At 67.5% G+C, this 20,127-nt stretch carries 16 protein-coding genes; 7 read left to right on the top strand and 9 right to left on the bottom strand.

The window, feature by feature from the left end:
* Positions 1 to 90: 90 nt before the first annotated feature.
* The 4 genes from AC1D2H_RS03675 to aceE all read right to left on the bottom strand — a co-directional run bounded on the left by AC1D2H_RS03675 (position 91) and on the right by aceE (position 7,490).
* Positions 91 to 1,143, bottom strand: a complete 1,053-nt coding sequence (locus tag AC1D2H_RS03675) for an alpha/beta fold hydrolase (protein ID WP_478009918.1) — start codon at positions 1,141 to 1,143, stop codon at positions 91 to 93.
* A 101-nt stretch (positions 1,144 to 1,244) separates the two neighbouring features.
* Positions 1,245 to 3,041, bottom strand: coding sequence for a dihydrolipoyl dehydrogenase (gene lpdA / locus AC1D2H_RS03680; RefSeq protein ID WP_477933000.1), 1,797 nt, complete (start codon positions 3,039 to 3,041; stop codon positions 1,245 to 1,247).
* A 64-nt stretch (positions 3,042 to 3,105) separates the two neighbouring features.
* On the bottom strand, positions 3,106 to 4,758 hold the full coding sequence (gene aceF / locus AC1D2H_RS03685; RefSeq protein ID WP_478009919.1) for a dihydrolipoyllysine-residue acetyltransferase: 1,653 nt from the start codon (positions 4,756 to 4,758) through the stop codon (positions 3,106 to 3,108).
* 20 nt (positions 4,759 to 4,778) lie between these two features.
* Positions 4,779 to 7,490 carry a pyruvate dehydrogenase (acetyl-transferring), homodimeric type gene (gene aceE / locus AC1D2H_RS03690; protein WP_477933004.1) on the bottom strand — a complete coding sequence of 904 codons (2,712 nt, stop codon included), beginning with the start codon at positions 7,488 to 7,490 and terminating at the stop codon, positions 4,779 to 4,781.
* Positions 7,491 to 7,672: 182 nt separating this feature from the next.
* On the opposite strand from aceE, the gene AC1D2H_RS03695 reads away from it, so the two are divergent.
* From AC1D2H_RS03695 to AC1D2H_RS03725, 7 genes are all read left to right on the top strand, one after another.
* Positions 7,673 to 10,273 (top strand): PAS domain S-box protein, encoded by a 2,601-nt coding sequence (locus AC1D2H_RS03695; protein WP_477933006.1) that lies wholly within the window; start codon positions 7,673 to 7,675, stop codon positions 10,271 to 10,273.
* Positions 10,270 to 10,893, top strand: coding sequence for a response regulator transcription factor (locus AC1D2H_RS03700; RefSeq protein ID WP_088483486.1), 624 nt, complete (start codon positions 10,270 to 10,272; stop codon positions 10,891 to 10,893). Before AC1D2H_RS03695 ends, AC1D2H_RS03700 begins: the two co-directional genes overlap by 4 nt.
* Before the next feature lie 76 nt (positions 10,894 to 10,969).
* The gene (folD, locus tag AC1D2H_RS03705; RefSeq protein WP_478009920.1) at positions 10,970 to 11,824 is read left to right on the top strand and encodes a bifunctional methylenetetrahydrofolate dehydrogenase/methenyltetrahydrofolate cyclohydrolase FolD; all 855 of its coding nucleotides are present in this window, start codon (positions 10,970 to 10,972) and stop codon (positions 11,822 to 11,824) included.
* A gap of 143 nt (positions 11,825 to 11,967) precedes the next feature.
* Positions 11,968 to 13,950: a M3 family metallopeptidase gene (locus AC1D2H_RS03710; RefSeq protein ID WP_478009921.1), complete on the top strand. Its 1,983-nt coding sequence runs from the start codon at positions 11,968 to 11,970 to the stop codon at positions 13,948 to 13,950.
* Between the two features lie 118 nt (positions 13,951 to 14,068).
* Positions 14,069 to 14,641 carry a BAR domain-containing protein gene (locus AC1D2H_RS03715; protein ID WP_477933012.1) on the top strand — a complete coding sequence of 191 codons (573 nt, stop codon included), beginning with the start codon at positions 14,069 to 14,071 and terminating at the stop codon, positions 14,639 to 14,641.
* A gap of 62 nt (positions 14,642 to 14,703) precedes the next feature.
* On the top strand, positions 14,704 to 16,374 hold the full coding sequence (locus tag AC1D2H_RS03720) for an amidohydrolase (protein WP_478009922.1): 1,671 nt from the start codon (positions 14,704 to 14,706) through the stop codon (positions 16,372 to 16,374).
* Positions 16,375 to 16,376: 2 nt separating this feature from the next.
* Positions 16,377 to 16,892, top strand: coding sequence for a DUF1697 domain-containing protein (locus tag AC1D2H_RS03725; RefSeq protein WP_477933016.1), 516 nt, complete (start codon positions 16,377 to 16,379; stop codon positions 16,890 to 16,892).
* 3 nt (positions 16,893 to 16,895) lie between these two features.
* Here the strand turns inward: AC1D2H_RS03725 and AC1D2H_RS03730 are convergent, their stop codons facing one another.
* The 5 genes from AC1D2H_RS03730 to AC1D2H_RS03750 are packed head-to-tail and all read right to left on the bottom strand — an operon-like array spanning position 16,896 to position 20,116.
* Complete coding sequence (locus tag AC1D2H_RS03730) at positions 16,896 to 18,011, bottom strand: patatin-like phospholipase family protein (protein ID WP_478009923.1); 1,116 nt, start codon at positions 18,009 to 18,011, stop codon at positions 16,896 to 16,898.
* Entirely contained in the window at positions 18,011 to 18,637 is a 627-nt protein-coding gene (locus AC1D2H_RS03735) for a glutathione S-transferase (RefSeq protein WP_478009924.1), read from the bottom strand. The genes AC1D2H_RS03730 and AC1D2H_RS03735 overlap by 1 nt, the downstream gene beginning before the upstream one ends.
* Positions 18,634 to 19,158, bottom strand: coding sequence for a hypothetical protein (locus tag AC1D2H_RS03740; protein WP_478009925.1), 525 nt, complete (start codon positions 19,156 to 19,158; stop codon positions 18,634 to 18,636). The genes AC1D2H_RS03735 and AC1D2H_RS03740 overlap by 4 nt, the downstream gene beginning before the upstream one ends.
* Positions 19,159 to 19,166: 8 nt before the next feature.
* Entirely contained in the window at positions 19,167 to 19,697 is a 531-nt protein-coding gene (locus tag AC1D2H_RS03745; protein WP_478009926.1) for a hypothetical protein, read from the bottom strand.
* On the bottom strand, positions 19,694 to 20,116 hold the full coding sequence (locus AC1D2H_RS03750) for a VOC family protein (RefSeq protein ID WP_477933026.1): 423 nt from the start codon (positions 20,114 to 20,116) through the stop codon (positions 19,694 to 19,696). Before AC1D2H_RS03750 ends, AC1D2H_RS03745 begins: the two co-directional genes overlap by 4 nt.
* Positions 20,117 to 20,127 lie beyond the last annotated feature (11 nt).

The raw sequence follows: 20,127 nt of genomic DNA on the forward strand, positions 1-20,127 counted from the left end.
TGGCCCAGTCTGGCCCGCCAGGCCGCGCGGCGCATCTCGGCCAACTACGGCCCGGGGCAGCGGCGAACACGGTAGTGGGACCGTGCCGTCTCAGTGCAACAGCCGCTGCTGGCCTGCGTGATGCACGGCCTCGGCCCGCGTCTTGCAGCCCAGGGCGCGCAGCGCGCCCGACACATGCATCTCGACGGTGCGCGGACTCAGCTGTAGGGCCTGGGCGATCTGCTTGTCGGTCTGGCCACCGGCCACGGCACGCAGCACGGTGAGCTGGCGGGGCGTCAGCGTCGGCCGCGGCAGCGGCGTGCCGATGAAGCCCTGGATGCGGTCCACCATCTGCGTGAAGGCAGGCTCGGAGGCGAAGGGCACGTGGTTGTCGCTGTCCAGCGGCGCGAAAACCGCACCGGGAATCAAGGCCGCCAGCCGGCGCCCCTGCTCGAAGCGGACCATCTGGTCACCACGGGCATGCAGCACCAGCGTCGGGCAGCGCACGCGCGCCGCGGCGGCCTTGACGTTGAGCCAATACATCGCCCTCAGGTAGCGCGCCGCGACTTCCGGCGTGGCCGAATCGCGCTGCAACTGGCCGAAAACGCGCTGCTGCTCGGGCGTTGCGCCGGGCATGAATTTGGAAACGAAGACCTGACGGAACACCGGGCTCGCCGCACCCCAGCCGACCTCGGCGACCTGCGCGAGCATGTCCCCCTCGCGGCGCACGCCCGGGTCGGGGTGGCTGGTGCTGTAGTAGGAGGTCGCGTAGCCGCCGTAGAGAATCAGGTGGCTGACGCGCTCGGGATGGCGAGCGGCGTATTCCACGGCGACGCCGGCTGCGCAGGTGAAGGCCAGCAGCACGAAGCGTTCGAGCCCGTGGGCGTCCGCGACGGCCTCCAGATCACTCACCCAGGCGTCGAAGGAGATGTCGTCGACGCGGCGCTGCGACAGGCCGCTGCCGCGGGTGTCGTATTCGATGTAGCGATGGCTGGCCGAGAAGACCTCGGTCAACGCCGGATACAACATGCCGGCGGGAGCACGATCCAAATGCGACAACCAGGTGGCCGCACGCAGCAGTGGAGGCCCGTCACCCTGGGCGGCCGTGGCGATCTGGACGCCATCGGCGCTGGTGCAAAAACGGATCTCGCGGCTGGGCGGCACGACGCACTCCCGGCGGATGGGAAGGGGCCAGTCTAGGCTTTGTCCCTCATCGCCATGAAAAAGGGCCGGCAATGCCGGCCCATCTGCTGGTCGCGCTGCGCTTACTTCTTGCGCACCGGCGGCACGTCCGTGCAGGAGCCGTGCGCCACTTCCGCAGCCATGCCCAGGGACTCGCCAAGCGTCGGGTGCGGGTGGATGGTCTTGCCGATGTCCACCGCGTCCGCGCCCATCTCGATGGCCAGCGCGATCTCGCCGATCATGTCGCCAGCATGCGTGCCGACGATGCCGCCGCCGATGATGCGGTGGCTCTCGTCGTCGAAGATGAGCTTGGTGAAGCCCTCGTCGCGGCCATTGGCGATGGCGCGGCCCGAAGCCGTCCAAGGGAACAGCCCCTTGGTGAACTTGATGCCCTTGGCCTTGGCCTCGTCTTCGGTGATGCCCACCCAGGCCACCTCGGGGTCGGTGTAGGCCACGCTCGGGATCACGCGGGCGTCGAACTGGCTCTTCTTGAGCTTGTCGTCGCCCAGCAGTTCGCCGGCAATGACTTCCGCCGCCACATGGCCTTCATGCACCGCCTTGTGGGCCAGCATGGGCTGGCCGACGATGTCGCCGATGGCGAACACGCTGGGCACATTGGTGCGCATCTGCACGTCGACCGGGATGAAGCCGCGGTCGCCGACGATGACGCCCGCGTTCTCGGCGCCGATCTTCTTGCCGTTGGGCGTGCGGCCCACGGCCTGCAGCACCAGGTCGTAGCGCTGCGGCTCCTTCGGCGCGCCCTCGCCTTCGAAGGTGACCCAGATGCCATCGGGCTTGGCCTCGGCACCGACCGTCTTCGTGTTCAACATGATGTTGTCGAAGCGGTGGGCGTTGAACTTCTGCCAGACCTTGACGAGGTCGCGGTCGGCGCCTGTCATCAGCGTGGGCAGCATTTCGACGACGTCCAGGCGTGAGCCCAGCGTGGAGTACACCGTGCCCATTTCCAGGCCGATGATGCCGCCGCCAACGATGAGCATCTTCTCGGCCTCGACCTGCATCTCCAGCGCGCCGGTCGAGTCGACGATGCGCGGGTCTTCGGGCAGGAAGGGCAGGCGCACAGCCTGCGAGCCGGCCGCGATGATGAGGCGCTTGAAGGCGACGGTTTGCGACGAACCCGTCTTGGCCTGGCCGACAGCGCCCTCGGTGGCTTCAACCTTCAGGTTCTGCGCATCCAGCAGCGTGCCGACGCCACGCAGCACGGTCACCTTGCGCATCTTGGCCATGGCCGCGAGGCCGCCGGTCAGCTTGCCGGTGACCTTGTTCTTGTGGGCGCGCAGCTTGTCGATGTCGACCTCCGGCTCGCCGAAGGCCACACCCAGGTCGGCCATGTGGCTGACCTCGTCCATGACGGCCGCGACGTGCAGCAGCGCCTTGGAAGGGATGCAGCCCACGTTCAGGCAGACGCCGCCCAGCGTTGCGTAACGCTCGACGATGGCAACCTTCAGACCCAGGTCAGCGGCGCGGAAGGCAGCCGAATAGCCACCGGGGCCGCCGCCGAGAACGACGAGGTCGAAGGCCTGGTCGGCGCTACCCGAGTAGGTCGCGGCGGCAGGGGCCGGCGCGGCGGCGACCACAGGTGCCGGTGCAGGCGCTGCGGCAGCCGGCGCGGGGGCCGCAGCTTCAGCGGACTCCAGCGTCAGCACGACCGAGCCCTTGGCGACCTTGTCGCCGATCTTGACGCGCAGCTCCTTGACCACGCCAGCGGCGGACGAAGGGATCTCCATCGACGCCTTGTCGCTCTCGACGGTGATGAGGCTCTGCTCAACCTTGACTGCGTCGCCGGCCTTGACCAGCACCTCGATGACGCCGACTTCGTCGAAGTCGCCAATATCCGGAACTTGAACTTCCACGATTGCCATTGCAATTTTCCAGTTTGATCAGTTGGGGACAGAGCTCGCTATGCGAGGTCTGTCCCGCAAGGTCTTACAGGGCAATCCGACGGAAGTCGGACAGCAGTGACGCGAAGTAGACGTTGAAGCGCGCAGCCGACGCGCCGTCGATGACGCGGTGGTCCCACGACAGCGACAGCGGCAGGATCAGGCGCGGCTGGAAGGCCTTGCCGTCCCACACCGGCTCGATCGAGCTCTTGCAGACGCCCATGATGGCCACTTCCGGTGCGTTGATGATGGGCGTGAAGTACTTGCCGCCGATACCGCCCAGGGACGAGATCGAGAAGCAGCCGCCGCTCATGTCGGCCGGGCCCAGCTTGCCGTCGCGGGCCTTCTTGGCCAGTTCGCCCATCTCGGCGCCGATCTGGAAGATGCCCTTCTTGTCGGCGTCCTTGATGACGGGCACGACCAAGCCGTTGGGCGTGTCGGCCGCGAAGCCGATGTGGAAGTAGTTCTTCAGCACCAGCGTGTCACCGTCCAGCGACGCGTTGAACTCGGGGAACTTCTTCAGCGCCGCGACGGCCGCCTTGATCATGAAGGCGAGCATCGTGACCTTGATGCCGGCCTTCTCGTTTTCCTTGTTCAGCTGGACGCGGAAGGCTTCGAGCTCGGTGATGTCGGCATCGTCGTGGTTGGTGACGTGCGGGATGACGACCCAGTTGCGATGCAGGTTGGCGCCCGAGATCTTCTTGATGCGGGACAGCTCCTTGCGCTCCACGGGGCCGAACTTCTCGAAGTCGACCTTGGGCCAGGCCAGCAGGTTCAGACCCGTACCGCCGCCAGCGGCAGCAGCAGGCGCAACGGCCTTTTGCGCGGCGGTCTGCACCGTGCCACTCATGACGGCCTTGACGAAGCCCTGCACGTCGCTCTCGACGATGCGGCCCTTGGCGCCACTGCCCTTCACTTCTGCCAGCGGCACACCGAGCTCGCGGGCGAGCTTACGGATGCTGGGCGAGGCGTGCGGCAGTTGGCCTGTCGGGGCGGTCGGCTGGTGGGCCGGCAGCGCGGCAGCGGGTGCCGCGGCMTTGGCTTCGGCGGGTGCGGCTGCAGGTGCGGCCGCGGCAGGCGCCGGCGCCTGAGCGGGCGCCGCGGCGGGCGCGGGTGCACCACCGGTGGCGGCCACGCGGGCCAGCGGCGAACCCTTGGCGACCTTGTCGCCGACCTTGACCAGCAGCTCCTGGACGACGCCGGCATGCGACGACGGGATTTCCATCGAGGCCTTGTCGCTCTCGACGGTGACCAGGCTCTGCTCGACCTTGACGGTGTCGCCGACCTTCACGAGCAGCTCGATGACGGCCACCTCGTCGAAGTCGCCAATGTCCGGGACTTCGATGGTGACCGGGCCGCTGCTCTGGGCCGGGGCCGGAGCAGCCTGAGCAGGCGCTGCTGGTGCCGGCGCAGCGGCAACGGGCGCGGGGGCGGCGGCCGCAGGCGCCGGCGCAGCAGCGCCCTCGCCCTCGACGATCACCAGCACGCTGCCTTCCTTGACCTTGTCGCCGACGGCGACCTTGATCTCCTTGACGACGCCGGCCTGCGACGACGGAATCTCCATCGATGCCTTGTCGCTCTCGACGGTGATCAGGCTTTGCTCCACCTTGACGGTGTCGCCGACCTTGACCAGCACCTCGATGACGCCGACCTCGTCGAAATCGCCAATGTCGGGAACCTTGACTTCAACCAATGCCATGTTTGTGTCTCCCCCGGGGCTCAGGCGTAGAGCGGGTTGATCTTGTTGACGTCGATGCCGTATTTGGCAATCGCCTCGGCCACGCGCTCGATCGGCACCGCGCCGTCATCGGCCAGCGCCTTCAGCGCGGCCACGACGATGTAGTGGCGGTTGATCTCGAAGTGCTGGCGCAGCTTGGAGCGGAAGTCACTGCGGCCGAAGCCGTCGGTGCCCAGCACCTTGTAGGAACGGCCCTTGGGGATGAAGGCGCGGATCTGCTCCGCGTAGTTCTTCATGTAGTCGGTGGACGCGATGACCGGGCCCTTGGTGTGGCCGAGCTGCTGCGTGACGAAGGGCACGCAGGCGAGTTCGGTCGGGTGCAGCAGGTTCCAGCGCTCGGCGTTCTGGCCGTCGCGGGCCAGCTCGTTGAAGCTCGGGCAGCTCCACACATTGGCGCCCACGCCCCAGTCCTCCTCCAGCAGCATCTTGGCGACCTGGCTTTCGCGCAGGATGGTGCCCGAGCCCAGCAGGTTGACGCTGATGGGCTTGGACGCATCCGCCTCTTCCAGCAGATACATGCCCTTGAGGATCTGCTCCTCGGTGCCGGCCTTGAGCCCGGGCATCGGGTAGTTCTCGTTCAGCAGGGTGATGTAGTAGAAGACGTTTTCCTGGTCTTCGACCATGCGCTTGAGGCCGCGCTGCATGATGACCGCCACTTCGTGGGCGAAGGTCGGGTCGTAGCTGATGCAGTTGGGGATGGTGCCGGCCAGGATGTGGCTGTGGCCGTCCTCGTGCTGCAGGCCTTCGCCGTTCAGCGTCGTGCGGCCGGATGTGCCGCCCAGCAGGAAGCCACGGGCCTGCATGTCACCCGCCGCCCAGGCCAGGTCGCCGATGCGCTGGAAGCCGAACATCGAGTAGTAGACGTAGAACGGAATCATGACGCGGTTGTTCGTCGAGTACGACGTCGCCGCGGCGATCCAGCTGGCCATGCCGCCCGCTTCGTTGATGCCTTCCTGCAGGATCTGCCCGGCCTTGTCCTCGCGGTAGTACATGACCTGGTCCTTGTCGACCGGCGTGTACAGCTGACCCTTGGGGTTGTAGATGCCGATCTGGCGGAACAGGCCTTCCATGCCGAAGGTGCGGGCCTCGTCGACGAGGATGGGCACGACGCGCGGGCCGATTTCCTTGTCACGCAGCAGCTGCGTCAGGAAGCGCACATAGGCCTGGGTCGTCGAGATCTCGCGGCCTTCGGCGGTCGGGTCCAGCACGGCCTGGAAGGTGGCCAGCTCGGGCGCCTTGAACTGCTCGTCGGCCTTGGGGCGGCGGCTGGGCAGATAGCCGCCCAGCGCCTGGCGACGCTCGTGCAGATAGCGCATCTCCGGCGTGTCGTCGGCCGGCTTGTAGTAGGGGATCTTGGCCAGCTCGCTGTCGGGAATGGGGATGTTGAAGCGGTCGCGGATGTACTTGATGTCCTCGTCCGTCAGCTTCTTGGTCTGGTGGACGGTGTTCTTGCCTTCGCCGGCCTTGCCCATGCCATAGCCCTTGACGGTCTTGACCAGCAGCACGGTGGGCTGGCCCGTCTTGTTGTTGTGGGCCTTCTCAAACGCGGCGTAGACCTTCTCGGGTTCGTGGCCGCCGCGGCGCAACTCGAAGATCTCCTCGTCGCTCATGTGGGCGACGAGCTTGGCCGTCTCGGGGTATTTGCCGAAGAAGTTCTTGCGGACGAAGGCGCCGTCGTTGGCCTTCATGGCCTGGTAGTCGCCGTCCAGCGTCTCCATCATCAGCTGCTTCAACTTGCCGCTCTTGTCGCGCGCCAGCAGCTCGTCCCAGCCCTTGCCCCAGATCAGCTTGATGACGTTCCAGCCCGCGCCGCGGAACTCGCCTTCCAGCTCCTGGATGATCTTGCCGTTGCCGCGCACCGGACCGTCCAGACGCTGCAGATTGCAGTTGACGACGAAGACGAGGTTGTCGAGGTTCTCGCGCACGGCCAGGCCGATGGCGCCCAGGCTTTCCGGCTCGTCCATCTCGCCGTCGCCCATGAAGGCCCAGACCTTGCGGTTCTCGGTGTTGGCGATGCCGCGGGCGTGCAGATACTTCAGGAAGCGCGCCTGGTAGATCGCCATCAGCGGGCCGAGGCCCATGCTGACGGTCGGGAACTGCCAGAAGTTGGGCATCAGCTTCGGGTGGGGGTAGCTCGACAGGCCCTTGCCGTCGACTTCCTGGCGGAAGTTGTCCAGCTGCTCCTCGCTGAGCCGGCCTTCCAGGTAGGCGCGGGCATAGATGCCGGGCGCGCTGTGGCCCTGGATGTAGAGGCAGTCGCCGCCGTGGTCTTCGCTGGCGGCATGCCAGAAGTGGTTGAAGCCGGCACCGAACATGCTGGCCACCGACGCGAAGGAGCCGATGTGGCCACCCAGGTCGCCGCCATCGGCGGGGTGCAGGCGGTTGGCCCGCACCACCATGGCCATCGCGTTCCAGCGCATATAGGCGCGCAGGCGCTTCTCGATCTGGATGTTGCCGGGGCAACGGGCTTCGGCGTCAGACTCGATGGTGTTGACGTAGCCCGTCGTGGCCGAGAACGGCAGATCGATGCTGTGGTGGCGGGCGTGCTCCAGCATCTCCTCGATCAGGAAGTGCGCGCGTTCGGCACCTTCGCGATCGATGACGGCCGAGAGGGCATCCAGCCACTCACGGGTTTCCTGCGGGTCTTGGTCGTTCGCGGCGGCGCCGAGAAACTCTTGCGGCTGGGCTGACATGGCCGTGTCTCCTGGTAAATCCGCCTCTGGCGGGCGGAAGTGGCTGTTCTAACAGGTGCAAAGCGCAGGCGCTGGCCCGCGAGCGGCGGCAGTGTCTCACAAGCCCAGTCAATTCCCAAATGGTGCGAATCGATTTCTTAATATGAAATATTCGACTTCCGTCCGACCCGGATAATTTGCCGATGTCCGCCGATTCCCCTGCTCCCGAGATCCGCTCCCGCGGCCAACGCATGCTGGCGCCGCTGCGCCGCCTGGTCGCGACCTGGTGGTTCCGGCAATCGCCGTCGCGCCAGGACCGCCTGGCCACGCTGGGGCCGCTGATCTCGGTGCTGCTCTTCCTGGCGGCCATCATTTCGGCCTTCTGGTACCTGCGCAACGAAGAAATCGAGCGCGAGACCGAGTCCGTCAAGCGCGACACCGAGATCGCCCAGCAGCAGATCCGCCTGCGCCTGATCGAGAACCAGGAGCAGCTGGTGCGCATCGCGCGAGAGGTCGTCACGCGGCAGATCGACGCCCACGAGTTCTCCGCCCAGGCCCAGGCCTTCGCCCGCGAGCGGCCCGAGCTGACGCATGTGACCTGGCTCAGCGCCAAGCGCGAGCGCCGCAGCAGCGTGGGCGCCGCCGGCTTCCAGGCCGACGGCCTGATGTCGGCCGACGGTGACGATCCGTCCATGCCCATGGTCAACCAGTCCAACGCGGCGGCCATCGCCTTCGAGGCCGCCAAGGAAAGGCGCCAGCCGGTCTACTCGCCGCCCTTCTCCGACGCCAACGGCGTCACCGTCTTCCAGCTGCACATCCCGCTGATCGACCGCGGCGGCTTTGCCGGCGTGCTGATCGCCGAATACACCGTCGAGTCGCTGCTGCGCTATTACGTGCCCAGCGAGGTCGCCACCCGCCACAGCATCGCCGTGCTGGATGCGCGCGACCAGATCGTCAGCAGCACCGTCACGCCCATGCCGGGCCAGGTGCTGCGCCGCGCCTCCCTGCTGCACGACGTGCCGCTGGCGCCGGCCCTGAACGGCCTGGTGCTGCGCGGCCAGGGCTGGCGCACCTCCATCGGCCTCATCAACAACGCGCTGTTCTGGCTGGTGCTGGCCCTGGCCGGCATGACAGTCTGGATGCTGCTGGGCACCTGGCGCCATATGCGCCGGCGCACCCAGATCCAGAACGCGCTGACGCTGGAGACCAATTTCCGCCGTGCCATGGAGAACTCCATGCTGACCGGCATGCGCGCCATGGACATGGACACGCGCATCACCTATGTGAACCCGGCGTTCTGCGCGATGACGGGCTTCTCGGAAGCCGACCTCATCGGCCGCACGCCGCCCTACCCCTTCTGGCCCGCCGACCGGCGCGAGGAAAACGCCCGCCTGCTGCAGCAGGAGCTGCAGGGCCGCAGCCCCTCGGGTGGCGTCGAAGTGAAGATCCAGCGCAAGGACGCCAGCCAGTTCGACGCCCGCGTCTATGTGTCGCCGCTGGTGGACACCAAGGGCAAGCAGACCGGCTGGATGACCTCGATGACCAACATCACCGAGGCCAAGCGGGTGCGCGACCAGCTCTCGGCCTCGCACGAGCGCTTCACCACCGTGCTGGAAGGCCTGGACGCGGCGGTGTCGGTGCTGTCCGTGCAGCCACCGGAGCTGCTGTTCGCCAACCGCAGCTACCGCCTCTGGTTCGGTGCCGACCCGGCCGGCCACGCGCTGCTGGCCGGTGGCCATCTGCTGGGCACGACCAGCCGCCGCGGTGGCCTGGACGATAGCGTCGACGAGGTCGACGACTACTCCGGCCTGCCCGCCGAGGCGCTGACCGAGACCGGCTCCGACCCGCGCGAGGTCTATGTCGAGTCCCTGGCCATGTGGTTCGACGTGCGCGCCCGCTATCTGCAGTGGACCGACGGCCGCCTGGCGCAGATGCTGATCGCCACCGACATCACCATGCGCCGCCACGCCGAGGCCCAGGCCGCCCTGCAGGCCGACAAGGCCCAGGTCACGAGCCGGCTGATGACCATGGGCGAGATGGCCTCCAGCGTCGCCCACGAGCTGAACCAGCCGCTGACCGCCATCACCAATTACTGCAACGGCATGGTCAGCCGCGTGCGCAACGACAGCATCGACAAGGATGCGCTGATGGCCGCGCTGACCAAGACGGCCAAGCAGGCCGAACGCGCCGGCCAGATCATTCACCGCATCCGCAACTTCGTGAAGCGCAGCGAGCCGCAGCGCCAGCCCGCCAACGCGGCGGACATCGTCGAGGACGCGGTGGAACTGGCCGGCATCGAGCTGCGCCGCCGCAACGTGGCCATCCACACCTATGTGGCCCAGCGCCTGCCGCAGCTGATGGTGGACCCCATCCTGATCGAGCAGGTGCTGATGAACCTGCTGAAGAACGCCGCCGAGGCCATCGACAACGCCTCCCTGCCGACCTCGCGCCGCCACATCGAGCTGCGCGTCATCCCCAAGCACAGCGCCGAGCTGGGCGGCCAGATCGAGTTCTCCGTCACCGACATGGGGCCGGGTTTGCCCGATGAAGTGCTGGCCCGCATGTATGAGGCGTTTTTCTCGACAAAAGCCGACGGATTGGGCATCGGATTAGGGTTATGCCGGTCTATCGTCGAGTCCCACCAGGGCCGGATAAAAGCCGAGAACCTCTACAATGGCTCCTTGGTCGTCGGCTGCCGATTTGCATTCACGATTCCGGTCACCATCACCTCAGAACTCCTGCGTCAGGAAGCCTCCCAGGGCATTCTCGGCAGCGCTCAGAGAACAGAACCCACAGCACCATGAGCTTGATCCCTAAGAAGGGCAACGTCTACGTTGTCGATGACGACGAAGCGGTCCGCGACTCCCTGCAGTGGCTTCTCGAAGGCAAGGACTACCGAGTCAAGTGTTTTGACTCGGCCGAATCCTTCCTGGCCCGCTACGACCCTCGCGAGGTCGCCTGCCTGATTGCCGACATCCGCATGGATGGCATGACCGGCCTGGAACTCCAGGACCGCCTCATCGAGCGCAAGAGCCCCCTGCCCATCGTCTTCATCACCGGCCACGGCGACGTGCCGATGGCCGTGCAGACGATGAAGAAGGGCGCGATGGACTTCATCGAGAAGCCCTTCAAGGAAGAAGAGCTGCTGGCCCTGGTGGAGCGCATGCTCGACCAGGCCCGCGATGCCTTCTCCAGCCACCAGGAAGCCGCCAGCCGCGACGCCCTGCTGGCCCGCCTGACGACGCGCGAAGCGCAAGTGCTGGAGCGCATCGTCGCCGGCCGCCTGAACAAGCAGATCGCCGACGACCTCGGCATCAGCATCAAGACGGTCGAGGCGCACCGCGCCAACATCATGGAAAAGCTCAACGCCAACACGGTGGCGGACCTGCTCAAGATTGCCTTGGGCGCGACCGCCAAGGCCTGATCCCCGACTCCCTTTCAAAGGCCGCTGCACTCCAGCGGCCTTTTGCATTTCCAGCATTGCAGAAAGCAGCCTTGTCATGACCGCCCAACTGATCGACGGCCTCGCCCTCTCCAAGCAACTGCGCGGCGAAGCCGCTTCTCGCGCCGCCGCTCTGACCGCCCAGGGCCACCAACCCGGCCTCGCCGTCGTGCTGGTGGGCGACAACCCGGCCAGCCAGGTCTATGTGCGCAACAAGGTCAAGGCCTGCGAGGAAGCGGGCATCCATTCGCGGCTCGAAAAGTACGACGCCACGATGACCGAAGCCGAGCTGCTGGCCCGTGTCGACGCGCTGAACAACGACCCCAGCATCCACGGCATCCTGGTCCAGCTGCCCCTGCCCAAGCACATCGACGACCACAAGGTCATCGAGTCCATCTCGCCGGCCAAGGACGTGGACGGCTTCCACGTCGCCAGCGCCGGCGCATTGATGGTCGGCGAGCCCGGCTTCAAGGCCTGCACGCCCTATGGCTGCATGAAGATGCTGGAGAGCATCGGCATGAAGGACTTGCGCGGCAAGCACGCCGTCGTCATCGGCCGCAGCAACATCGTCGGCAAGCCCATGGCCATGATGCTGCTGGCTGCCAACGCCACGGTCACCATCTGCCACAGCGGCACGGCCAATCTGGGCGAGATGACCCGCCAGGCCGACGTCATCGTCGCTGCCGTGGGCAAGCGCAATGTGCTGACGGCCGATATGGTCAAGCCGGGCGCCGTCGTCATCGACGTGGGCATGAACCGCAACGACGAGGGCAAGCTCTGCGGCGACGTGGACTTCGACGGCGTCAAGGACGTGGCGGGTTGGATCACTCCGGTTCCCGGCGGCGTGGGTCCTATGACCATTGCCATGTTGCTGGTGAACACGCTTGAATCTGCCGAACGCAGCAGAAACTGACCACCCCGTTCCGGCTTCGCCGGCCCCCTCAAAGGGGCGCTGCCAGTGGCCCGGCAAAGCCGGTTCCACGGCAGCCGCGCGATGACCGGCCACGCTCACGCGGGCCAGCTTGAAATTCACCATAGGCGCAACACATGGCTGAAATGACGAATCCTTTGCTCTCCACCGCCGCCCTGCCCGACTTCGCGGCCATCCAGCCCGAGCATGTGCAGCCCGCCATCGAGCAGTTGCTCGCTGCGGCCCAGGTGGCGCTCGACGAAGCCACCAAGCCCGAGACGCCGGCCGACTACGACGTCCTCTCGCGCATCCTCGACACCAGCACCGAGCACCTGGGCGCCGCCTGGGGTGCCGTGGGCCACCTGAACGCCGTGGCCGACACGCCCGCGCTGCGCGAGGCCTACAACGCCATGCTGCCGGCCGTGACCGAGTTCAGCACCGCCATGGGCGCCAACGAGGCGCTGTTTGCCAAGTACAAGGCCGTGGTCGCCGCTCAAGGCGCCAGCTTGAGCGCCCCACGCCAGCAGGTGCTCAAGCACGCCATCCGCAACTTCGTGCTGTCCGGCGCCGAGCTGCAGGGTGCGGCCCGCGAGCGCTACGCCGCCATCCAGGAGCGCAGTGCCGAGCTGCAGCAGCAGTTCAGCGAGCATGTGCTGGATGCCACCGACGGCTGGAGCTATATCGCCACGGCCGAAGAGCTGGCCGGCGTGCCTCAGGACGTGCTGGACGCCACCCGCCTCGACGACGGCGGCCACAAGCTGAGCCTGCATTTCCCGGTCTATCTGCCCGTCATGCAGTACGCCGACAACCGCGAGCTGCGCGAGAAGCTCTACCGCGCCTATGTGACCCGCGCCAGCGAGTCGGGCAAGCCCGAGTGGGACAACACCGCCGCCATGCGCGAGATCGTCGCGCTGCGCCAGGAAGAGGCCCAGCTGCTCGGCTACAAGAGCTTCGCCGAGGTGTCGCTGGCGCCCAAGATGGCCTCGACGCCGGATGAGGTGAAGACCTTCCTGCGCGACCTCGCCAAGCGCGCACGCCCCTTCGCCGAGAAGGATCTGGCCGAGTTGCGTGACTTCGCCAAGGGCGCTCCGCTGGAATCCTGGGACGTCTCCTACTGGAGCGAGAAACTCAAGGAAGCCCGCTACGCCTTCAGCGACCAGACGGTGAAGCAGTACTTCACGGCGACGAAAGTCGTCCCCGGCCTGTTCTCCATCATCGAGCGCCTGTTCGACGTGTCCATCAGCGAGGCCAAGGCCTCGGTCTGGCACGAAACCGTCAAGTTCTACGAGATGCGCCGTGGCGGCCAGTTGATCGCCCAGTTCTACCTCGACCTCTATGCACGCACCGGCAAGCGCCCGGGTGCCTGGATGGACGAGGTGCGCAGCCGCTGGCTCAAGCCCACGGGCGAGCAGCAGACGCCCGTCGCGCTGCTGACCTGCAACTTCGCGTCGCCGGTTGGCGACAAGCCCGCGCTGCTGACGCATGACGACGTCATCACCCTCTTCCACGAGTTCGGCCACGGCCTGCACCACATGCTGACCCAGGTCAACGACCTCGGCGTGTCCGGCATCTCCGGCGTCGAATGGGATGCCGTCGAACTGCCCAGCCAGTTCATGGAGAACTTCTGCTGGGAATGGGACGTGCTGCAGCAGTTGAGCGGCCATGTCGACAGTGGTGAGCCGCTGCCGCGCGAACTCTTCGACAAGATGACGGCCGCCAAGAACTTCCAGAGCGGCCTGATGACGCTGCGCCAGATCGAGTTCGCGCTGTTCGACATGCGCATCCACGGCGAGCCCGGCTCGGACATCGCCGGCGTGCTCGCCGAGGTGCGCGCCGAAGTGGCCGTGCTGATCCCGCCCGCCTTCAACCGCTTCCAGCACAGCTTCTCCCACGTCTTCGCGGGCGGCTATGCGGCCGGCTACTACAGCTACAAATGGGCCGAACTGCTGAGCGCCGACGCCTGGAGCGCCTTCGAGGAGGAAGGCGTGTTCAACGCCGCCACCGGCAAGCGCTTTCTGAACGAAGTGCTGGAACAAGGCGGCGCGCGCGATGCCATCGACAACTTCAAGGCCTTCCGCGGCCGCGAGCCCAAGATCGACGCGCTGCTGCGTCATCAAGGCATGAGCTGAGAACAACGCGAAAAAAGTCGCACGCTCGCGTGGCGGCGATGGGATTCCACCCGCTTGAGGGTGGCTGGGGCCGCGCGCCGCCCGAGACAATTCGAGGCTCAGGGACGACCACTGAACCATGAGCTTTCGAATCCTTCCGGCGCTGTTCGCGCTTCTCTGTGTCACGCCTGCCGCCTTCGCGGCGACCTACCGTTGCGAAGTGGGCGGCAGCGTCGTGCTGACCGACAAGCCCTGCGTCGGCGCCAGCCCCCCGCCGATGGGCTCCATCGGGCCGGCCCGCACGACATCGGCGTCCTACCAGCCGCGCACGCCCACGATGGAGCAGGCGCCCGAACACCACCGCTACCTCAGCCAGCGCTGCGCCGAAATCAGCGATGCCATCCGCACCGCGCCCTCGCGCGGCGTCGGCTACGCCACGGTCAACGACCTGCGCCGCGAGTACGAGCAGAAGTGCAGCGAGGACGACCAGTACGCCCGCCGCCAGGCCAGCGATGCCCGGCGCAAGGAGCGTGAAGGCCAGCAGGCCGTGCGCAACGAGGCCGAGCGCGCGCGCCAGGATGCCGATCGCTTGCGCGAGAAGTGCGTCGCGATTCGCGATTCGCTGCGCAACCGCCGCGTCGAGAACGAGACCGAGCGCCTCAACAAGGCCGCTGCCGAAGAGGCCTACAACGCCAGCTGCCTCGGCAAGTGAGCCCGCCGCGGCTCCGGGCATGAACTGATGCCCGACACCCCCTGGTCGCCGAGACTGCGGGCATGCGACTTCACTCTCTCTTTGCCGCCGCCCTGCTCTCGCTTGGCGGCGGCGCCGTTTGCGCCCAGGCTCTTCTCGTCCACAACGCCCGCGGCCTGACCCTGGATGAGCAGGGCCGCGTCATCCGCTTCGATGCGATGCAGATCGGCGCCGATGGCCGCGTGGTGGCGATCGGCAAGCTCAATGAGCTGCCGAGCGGCGACGGTGCGCGCCTGGATGCCGGCGGCCGCGTGCTGATGCCCGGACTCATCGATGCCCACGGCCATGTGTTGGCACTGGGCGCGGCGCGGCGCAGCCTGCAGTTGCGCGCCACGGCCGACCTCGACGCCGCGCTGGCCGCCGTCCGGGCTCATGCCGAGGCCCGCCCCGAGGCCGCCTGGATCACCGGCGGCGGCTGGAACCAGGCCGCGTGGAAGCTGGGCCGCTTTCCGACCGCCGCCGAATTGGACACGGCCGAAAGCCAACGCCCCGTTTTCCTCTCCCGCGTCGACGGCCACGCCGGCTGGGCCAACAGCCGCGCCCTGCAACTGGCCGGCATCACGCGCGACACGCCCGACCCGGCCCGTGGCCGTATTGAGCGCGATGCCCACGGCGAGGCCACCGGCGTGCTCGTCGATGCCGCCATGGGCCTGGTCGAGCGCCAGGTGCCGGCCGAGGATGCAACCGAACTTGCGGCCAACCTTGACAGCGCCGAACGCGAGCTGCTCTCGCTGGGCATCACCAGCACCCATGACGCCGGCGTCTCCGCCGCCGCCCATCACTTGCTGCGCCAGCGCGCATCGGCAGGCCAGCTCAGGCTCCGCATCTACGGCATGGCCCGCGGCAGCGACGAAGCCTTCATGGCGCGGCTGCGCGCCAGTGGCCCGCTGCTGGACCTGGGCGACGGCCATTACGCCTTGCGTGCCGTGAAGCTGTTTGCCGACGGCGCACTCGGTAGCCGCGGTGCCGCCCTGCTCGCGCCCTACAACGACGCGCCCCAGACGCGCGGCCTGCTGTTCCGCGCCGACGCCGAGCTGCTGGCGCAGATGCGCGCCGCGGCCAAGGCGGGCTTCCAGGTGAACGTCCACGCCATCGGCGACGCGGCCAACCGCCAGGTGCTGGCCGGCTTCGAGGCGCTGCAAAAGGAGATGGGCCCGCGCAGCATCCAGCTGCGCCACCGCATCGAGCACGCCCAGGTCATTGCGCCGGCCGACATCCCGCGCCTCGCCAAGGGCCAGGTCATTGCCTCCATCCAGCCCACGCATGCGACGTCCGACATGAACATGGCCGAGGACCGCGTCGGTGCGCAGCGCATCCAGGGCGCCTATGCCTGGCAGCGCCTGCTCAAGAGCGGCGCCCGCCTGGCCTGCGGCTCGGACTTTCCGGTCGAGGAACCCAGCCCCTGGGCGGGCCTGTATGCCGCCGTCACGCGCGAGGACGCCGCCGGCAAGCCCATCGGCGGCTGGTACCGCCAGCAGGCGCTCAACCCGGTGCAGGCCCTGGACTGCTTCACGCGCGGCGCCGCCTTCGCCGCCCATGCGGAGAAGGACCTCGGCTCGCTGACGCCCGGCCACCGTGCCGACTTCATCCTGGTCGACCGCGATCCGCTGACCTCGTCGCCCGCGGCGCTGCTGAAGACCCGCGTGTGGCAGACCTGGGTCGGCGGCAAGCTCGTCTTCACTCGGGAGCCTTGACCATGCGCTACATCGCCCTCTGGCGCGGCATCAACGTCGGCAAGGCCAAGCGCCTGGCGATGGCCGACCTCAAGGTCCTGCTCACCGAACTGGGTGCGACGAATGTCTCGACGCTGCTGAACAGCGGCAATGCGGTCTTCGACTGCAAGAAGAAGCTCGGCGCCGACAAGATCCGCGCCGCGGTGCTCGACAAGCTCGGCGTCGATGCCGCCGTCATCCTGAAGACGGCCACCGAGTGGGCCGCCATCGCTGCGGAGCACGGCATTGACGGAGCCGACGACCACAGCCGCCTGCTCGTTGCGATGACGCAGGATGCCGCCGCGCTGCAAACCGTGGCCGATATCGCCGGTGACAGCGGCGAGCAATTCGTCGTGACGGCCGACGCGGCTTATCTGTGGTGCGGCAACGGCATCCTCGAGAGCAAGGCCGCCGTCGCACTGCTGAAGAAGCTGGGCGAGCGCGGCACGACGCGCAACTGGGCGACCGTCCAGAAGCTGAACGCGCTCGCCCAGGCCTGACGCTCAGTCTGCGCCGTCCAGCGTGTGCACCCGCATGCCGACGCGCTCGCGCGCGGGCTCCTTCCAGGGGGCCTTGGCCAGCATGCGCCGGCCATCCTTGAGGCCGGTGCTCCAGCGGGCGCGCAGGCGTGCGTCGCTGAAGTCGATGTCGCGCCAGGAGTCCTCGCCCTCCAGGGAGCGCATGACGAGATGCACGATGTCGATGCGCGAGTCGCAGCCCAGCGCCAGTAGCTCCTTCACGGCCGGCTCGGCGGCGGTCCTGGCGTCGAGCTTGCGGCCGACGAGGCGCAGCGCGCGGCGCAGGTTCTGCAGGCGCTCATGGTCGCCCAAATGCTCGAAGATGCGGCTGGCGTACTGGATGTCCTTGTAGCGCGCCAGCACCTGCGCCATGGTCTGCGGCGCGGCCTCGCTGGCGTCCCACAGGTCGACCATGAAGCACAGCGTGTCGCGGCGCTCGCTGTCGTCCAGCACGACGTCCAGCGGCGTGTTGGAGTAGATGCCCCCGTCCCAATAGGCCTGCTTGCCGATCTGCACCGGCGCGAAACCGGGCGGCAGCGCGCCACTGGCCATCACATGCTCGGGGCCGATGCGAGTCTTGCCGTCGCGGTTGTCGAACAGGGCCAGCGCGCCGCTGCGCACATCGACGGCGCACAGCGTCAGCCGCGTCTCGGCTCTGGCAATGCGCTCGAAATCCACCAGCTCGCGCAGCGTCGCGGCCAACGGCGCGGTGTCGTAGAAACCCAGTTCGGTCAGCGGCGCGCGGCGGCTCATGTCCCAGGACTGGGGGCCGCGCGGCTTGAAGAAACCGGGCACGCCGCTGGTCAGCGTCTGCCAGGTCTGCAGGCCCTGTTGCCAGAGCGCCATGAAGGGATTGGGCGGCAGGTGTGCGGACAGGGCCGGCCGCGTCACGCGGTCCCAGAAGCTGCGCATCGCCTTGAGCCGGTCGGCGGGCGCGTTGCCAGCAATCAGCGCGGCATTGATGGCGCCGATGGACGTGCCCACCAGCCAGTCCGGCGGCAGGTTCGCATCCTCCAGCGCCTCGACAAAACCGGCCTGGTAGGCGCCCAGGGCACCGCCGCCCTGGAAGACGTAGACGGTTTGTGATGGACGCTTGGCCATCAGTTCAGCGTCACGCCGTCGTCGCAGGGAATGGCCTTGAACACCGGCAGCGATTCGGTCGCGGCGGCATGGGCGACGAGATGCGGGAAGCTGTTCGCCGTCACGACCTCCGGCAGCAGGAACTGCGTGAAAGTCCAGGCCACGCCGACCGTGATGCCGGCCTGGCGGATGCCCGCTTCGCTCGTGTCCAGCTCGGCCGCGGCGAGTTCCTTGTCCAGCTCACGGTAAGCCGCGTTCAGCTGGCCGGTGACGCGCTCGATCCACGGTTCATGCCGCTTCTCCGCCGGGCGCAGGCCGCGCTCGTAGACGATCTGGGCCGTCTTCTCGCAGGCCGCCAGCGCCAGGCCCGTGACGCGCAGCTCGCGCAGCAGCACCGCGGGCTCGCGCGATTGCAGGCCGCGGCCGGCCAGCGCTTCGATGTACTCGAGCATCAGCGTCGAATCCATCAGCAGGCTGCCGTCATCACAGATCAGCGTCGGCGCCTTGACGACGGGGTTGATCTGCTGGAAGGCGTCAAAGCCGCGGAACACCGAGATGGCCGCATGCTCGAACGACAGGCCGAGCAGCCGCATCGAGATGGCGACGCGGCGCACATAGGGGGAGTCGAGCATGCCGATGAGCTTCATGACGCTTCCTTCTTGTCCAGCCTGGTCGCGCCGCCGTCCAGCTCAAGCAGCAGCTGATCCAGCCGTTCGCGGCCGTGGCGGCGTTCGACTTCGGCCTGCATCACGCGGTTGTAGGCGTCCGCGTGGGCCTGGGTCAGGGGCGTGGCCTCCTTGCCCTTGTTGACCCAGGTGATGCCATAGCGCTGCTTCAGCCGCTCGGCCTTGGCGGGCGACACCGCGGCACCGAAGGTCTCCAGTTGCAGCAGGCCGGCCTCGATGYCCGCGCGCGCCTTGGCCTCACCGCGCTCGGCCGCCCCGGCCGGATTGCCGACGCGCAGGTCGACAGCCGCAATCAACTGCTTTTCGGCCTTGGCCTGGCCCTGGGCAACGCGGAACCGATCGAAAAGCCCGTACACGATGAGGGCCGCCAGCAGGCTGCACAAGACGGCCACGATGCGAATCCGCGTGCGGGACCGTTGCCAACCCTTGCCCAGCCGTTCATCGGCCAGGGCGACTGCCAGGGTGGGTTTCGCTGAATCCATGGGTCTTGTCAGTTGCTTGAAGTGGTTTGGGGCGCCAGCGGCGCGATCGCGGCTCGCACGCGCGCCTGCCAGTCGCCCTGCTCGGCCGGGCTCCAGTCCGGCCAGCGCGGGGATTCGGCGTCGAGTTCGTCCGCCAATTTTCGCAAGTCGTCCAGACCGGTCACGGCAGCCGCCAAGCTCAGGCTGGCAAGCCACTCCTGGACCTGGCGCATGCGCGGGTAGGCCGCGAACAGCCAGCGCGCCACCTCGGGCCGCTCGCGCCAGTCCGTGCTGCCAAAGCGCTCCAGGGCGAGAGCCGTCAGCCGCTGACCGGCACCCAGGCAATCGAAGGCGACGCAGCCTTCGAAACCACGCGGGATCAGCGCGTCATGGATGCCGCAGCGGTGGTCGGCGCAGAGATGGTGACAGGGTGTCTCGGCCGCCTTGTCGAAACCGAAGCCCTGCTCGGCATCGAAGGGCGGGATGACGCAGCACAGCGCCACGCAGGCCGAACAATCGGCCTTCAGGTGGGCGGGCAGCTGTACTGATGCGGTGGTCACCCCGCATTGTCCGACACACCCACCATCCAGCCGACGCCGAAGCGGTCATTGACCATGCCGAACAGCGGCGCCCAGAAGGTCTTGCCCAGCGGCACGCTGATCTGGCCGCCCACGGCCAGCGCCGCAAAGGCCTCGCGGGCAGAGTCGGCATCGGGGCAGTCCAGCGACAGCGAGAAGCCCTTGAAGGCCGTGTTGCCGTCGCACATGCCGTCGGACATCATGACCAGGGCCCCGCCGATATGCACCGAGGCGTGCATGATCTTCTGCTCCGAACCCGGCGGCAGCATGCCGGGCGGCGGCGGCTCGGGGCTTTCGGAGTTGCGCATCATGAACTCCACCGTGGCGCCCAGCGCCTTCTTGTAGAACTCGATGGCTTCTTCGCAGCGGCCGTTGAAGAAGAGATAGGGGTCGATCTTCATCGCGATCTCCT

The sequence above is a fragment of the Roseateles sp. P1_C1_2 genome (assembly GCF_056406535.1).

Excerpts from the sequence above, each read along its gene's own strand:
- aceE (WP_477933004.1), bottom strand. The coding sequence starts at position 7,490 with ATGTCAGCCCAGCCGCAAGAGTTTCTCGGCGCCGCCGCGAACGACCAA.
- AC1D2H_RS03695 (WP_477933006.1), top strand. The coding sequence starts at position 7,673 with ATGTCCGCCGATTCCCCTGCTCCCGAGATCCGCTCCCGCGGCCAACGC.
- AC1D2H_RS03715 (WP_477933012.1), top strand. The coding sequence starts at position 14,069 with ATGAGCTTTCGAATCCTTCCGGCGCTGTTCGCGCTTCTCTGTGTCACG.
- AC1D2H_RS03735 (WP_478009924.1), bottom strand. The coding sequence starts at position 18,637 with ATGAAGCTCATCGGCATGCTCGACTCCCCCTATGTGCGCCGCGTCGCC.
- AC1D2H_RS03700 (WP_088483486.1), top strand. The coding sequence starts at position 10,270 with ATGAGCTTGATCCCTAAGAAGGGCAACGTCTACGTTGTCGATGACGAC.
- AC1D2H_RS03725 (WP_477933016.1), top strand. The coding sequence starts at position 16,377 with ATGCGCTACATCGCCCTCTGGCGCGGCATCAACGTCGGCAAGGCCAAG.
- folD (WP_478009920.1), top strand. The coding sequence starts at position 10,970 with ATGACCGCCCAACTGATCGACGGCCTCGCCCTCTCCAAGCAACTGCGC.
- AC1D2H_RS03750 (WP_477933026.1), bottom strand. The coding sequence starts at position 20,116 with ATGAAGATCGACCCCTATCTCTTCTTCAACGGCCGCTGCGAAGAAGCC.
- AC1D2H_RS03710 (WP_478009921.1), top strand. The coding sequence starts at position 11,968 with ATGACGAATCCTTTGCTCTCCACCGCCGCCCTGCCCGACTTCGCGGCC.
- lpdA (WP_477933000.1), bottom strand. The coding sequence starts at position 3,041 with ATGGCAATCGTGGAAGTTCAAGTTCCGGATATTGGCGACTTCGACGAA.
- AC1D2H_RS03730 (WP_478009923.1), bottom strand. The coding sequence starts at position 18,011 with ATGGCCAAGCGTCCATCACAAACCGTCTACGTCTTCCAGGGCGGCGGT.
- AC1D2H_RS03720 (WP_478009922.1), top strand. The coding sequence starts at position 14,704 with ATGCGACTTCACTCTCTCTTTGCCGCCGCCCTGCTCTCGCTTGGCGGC.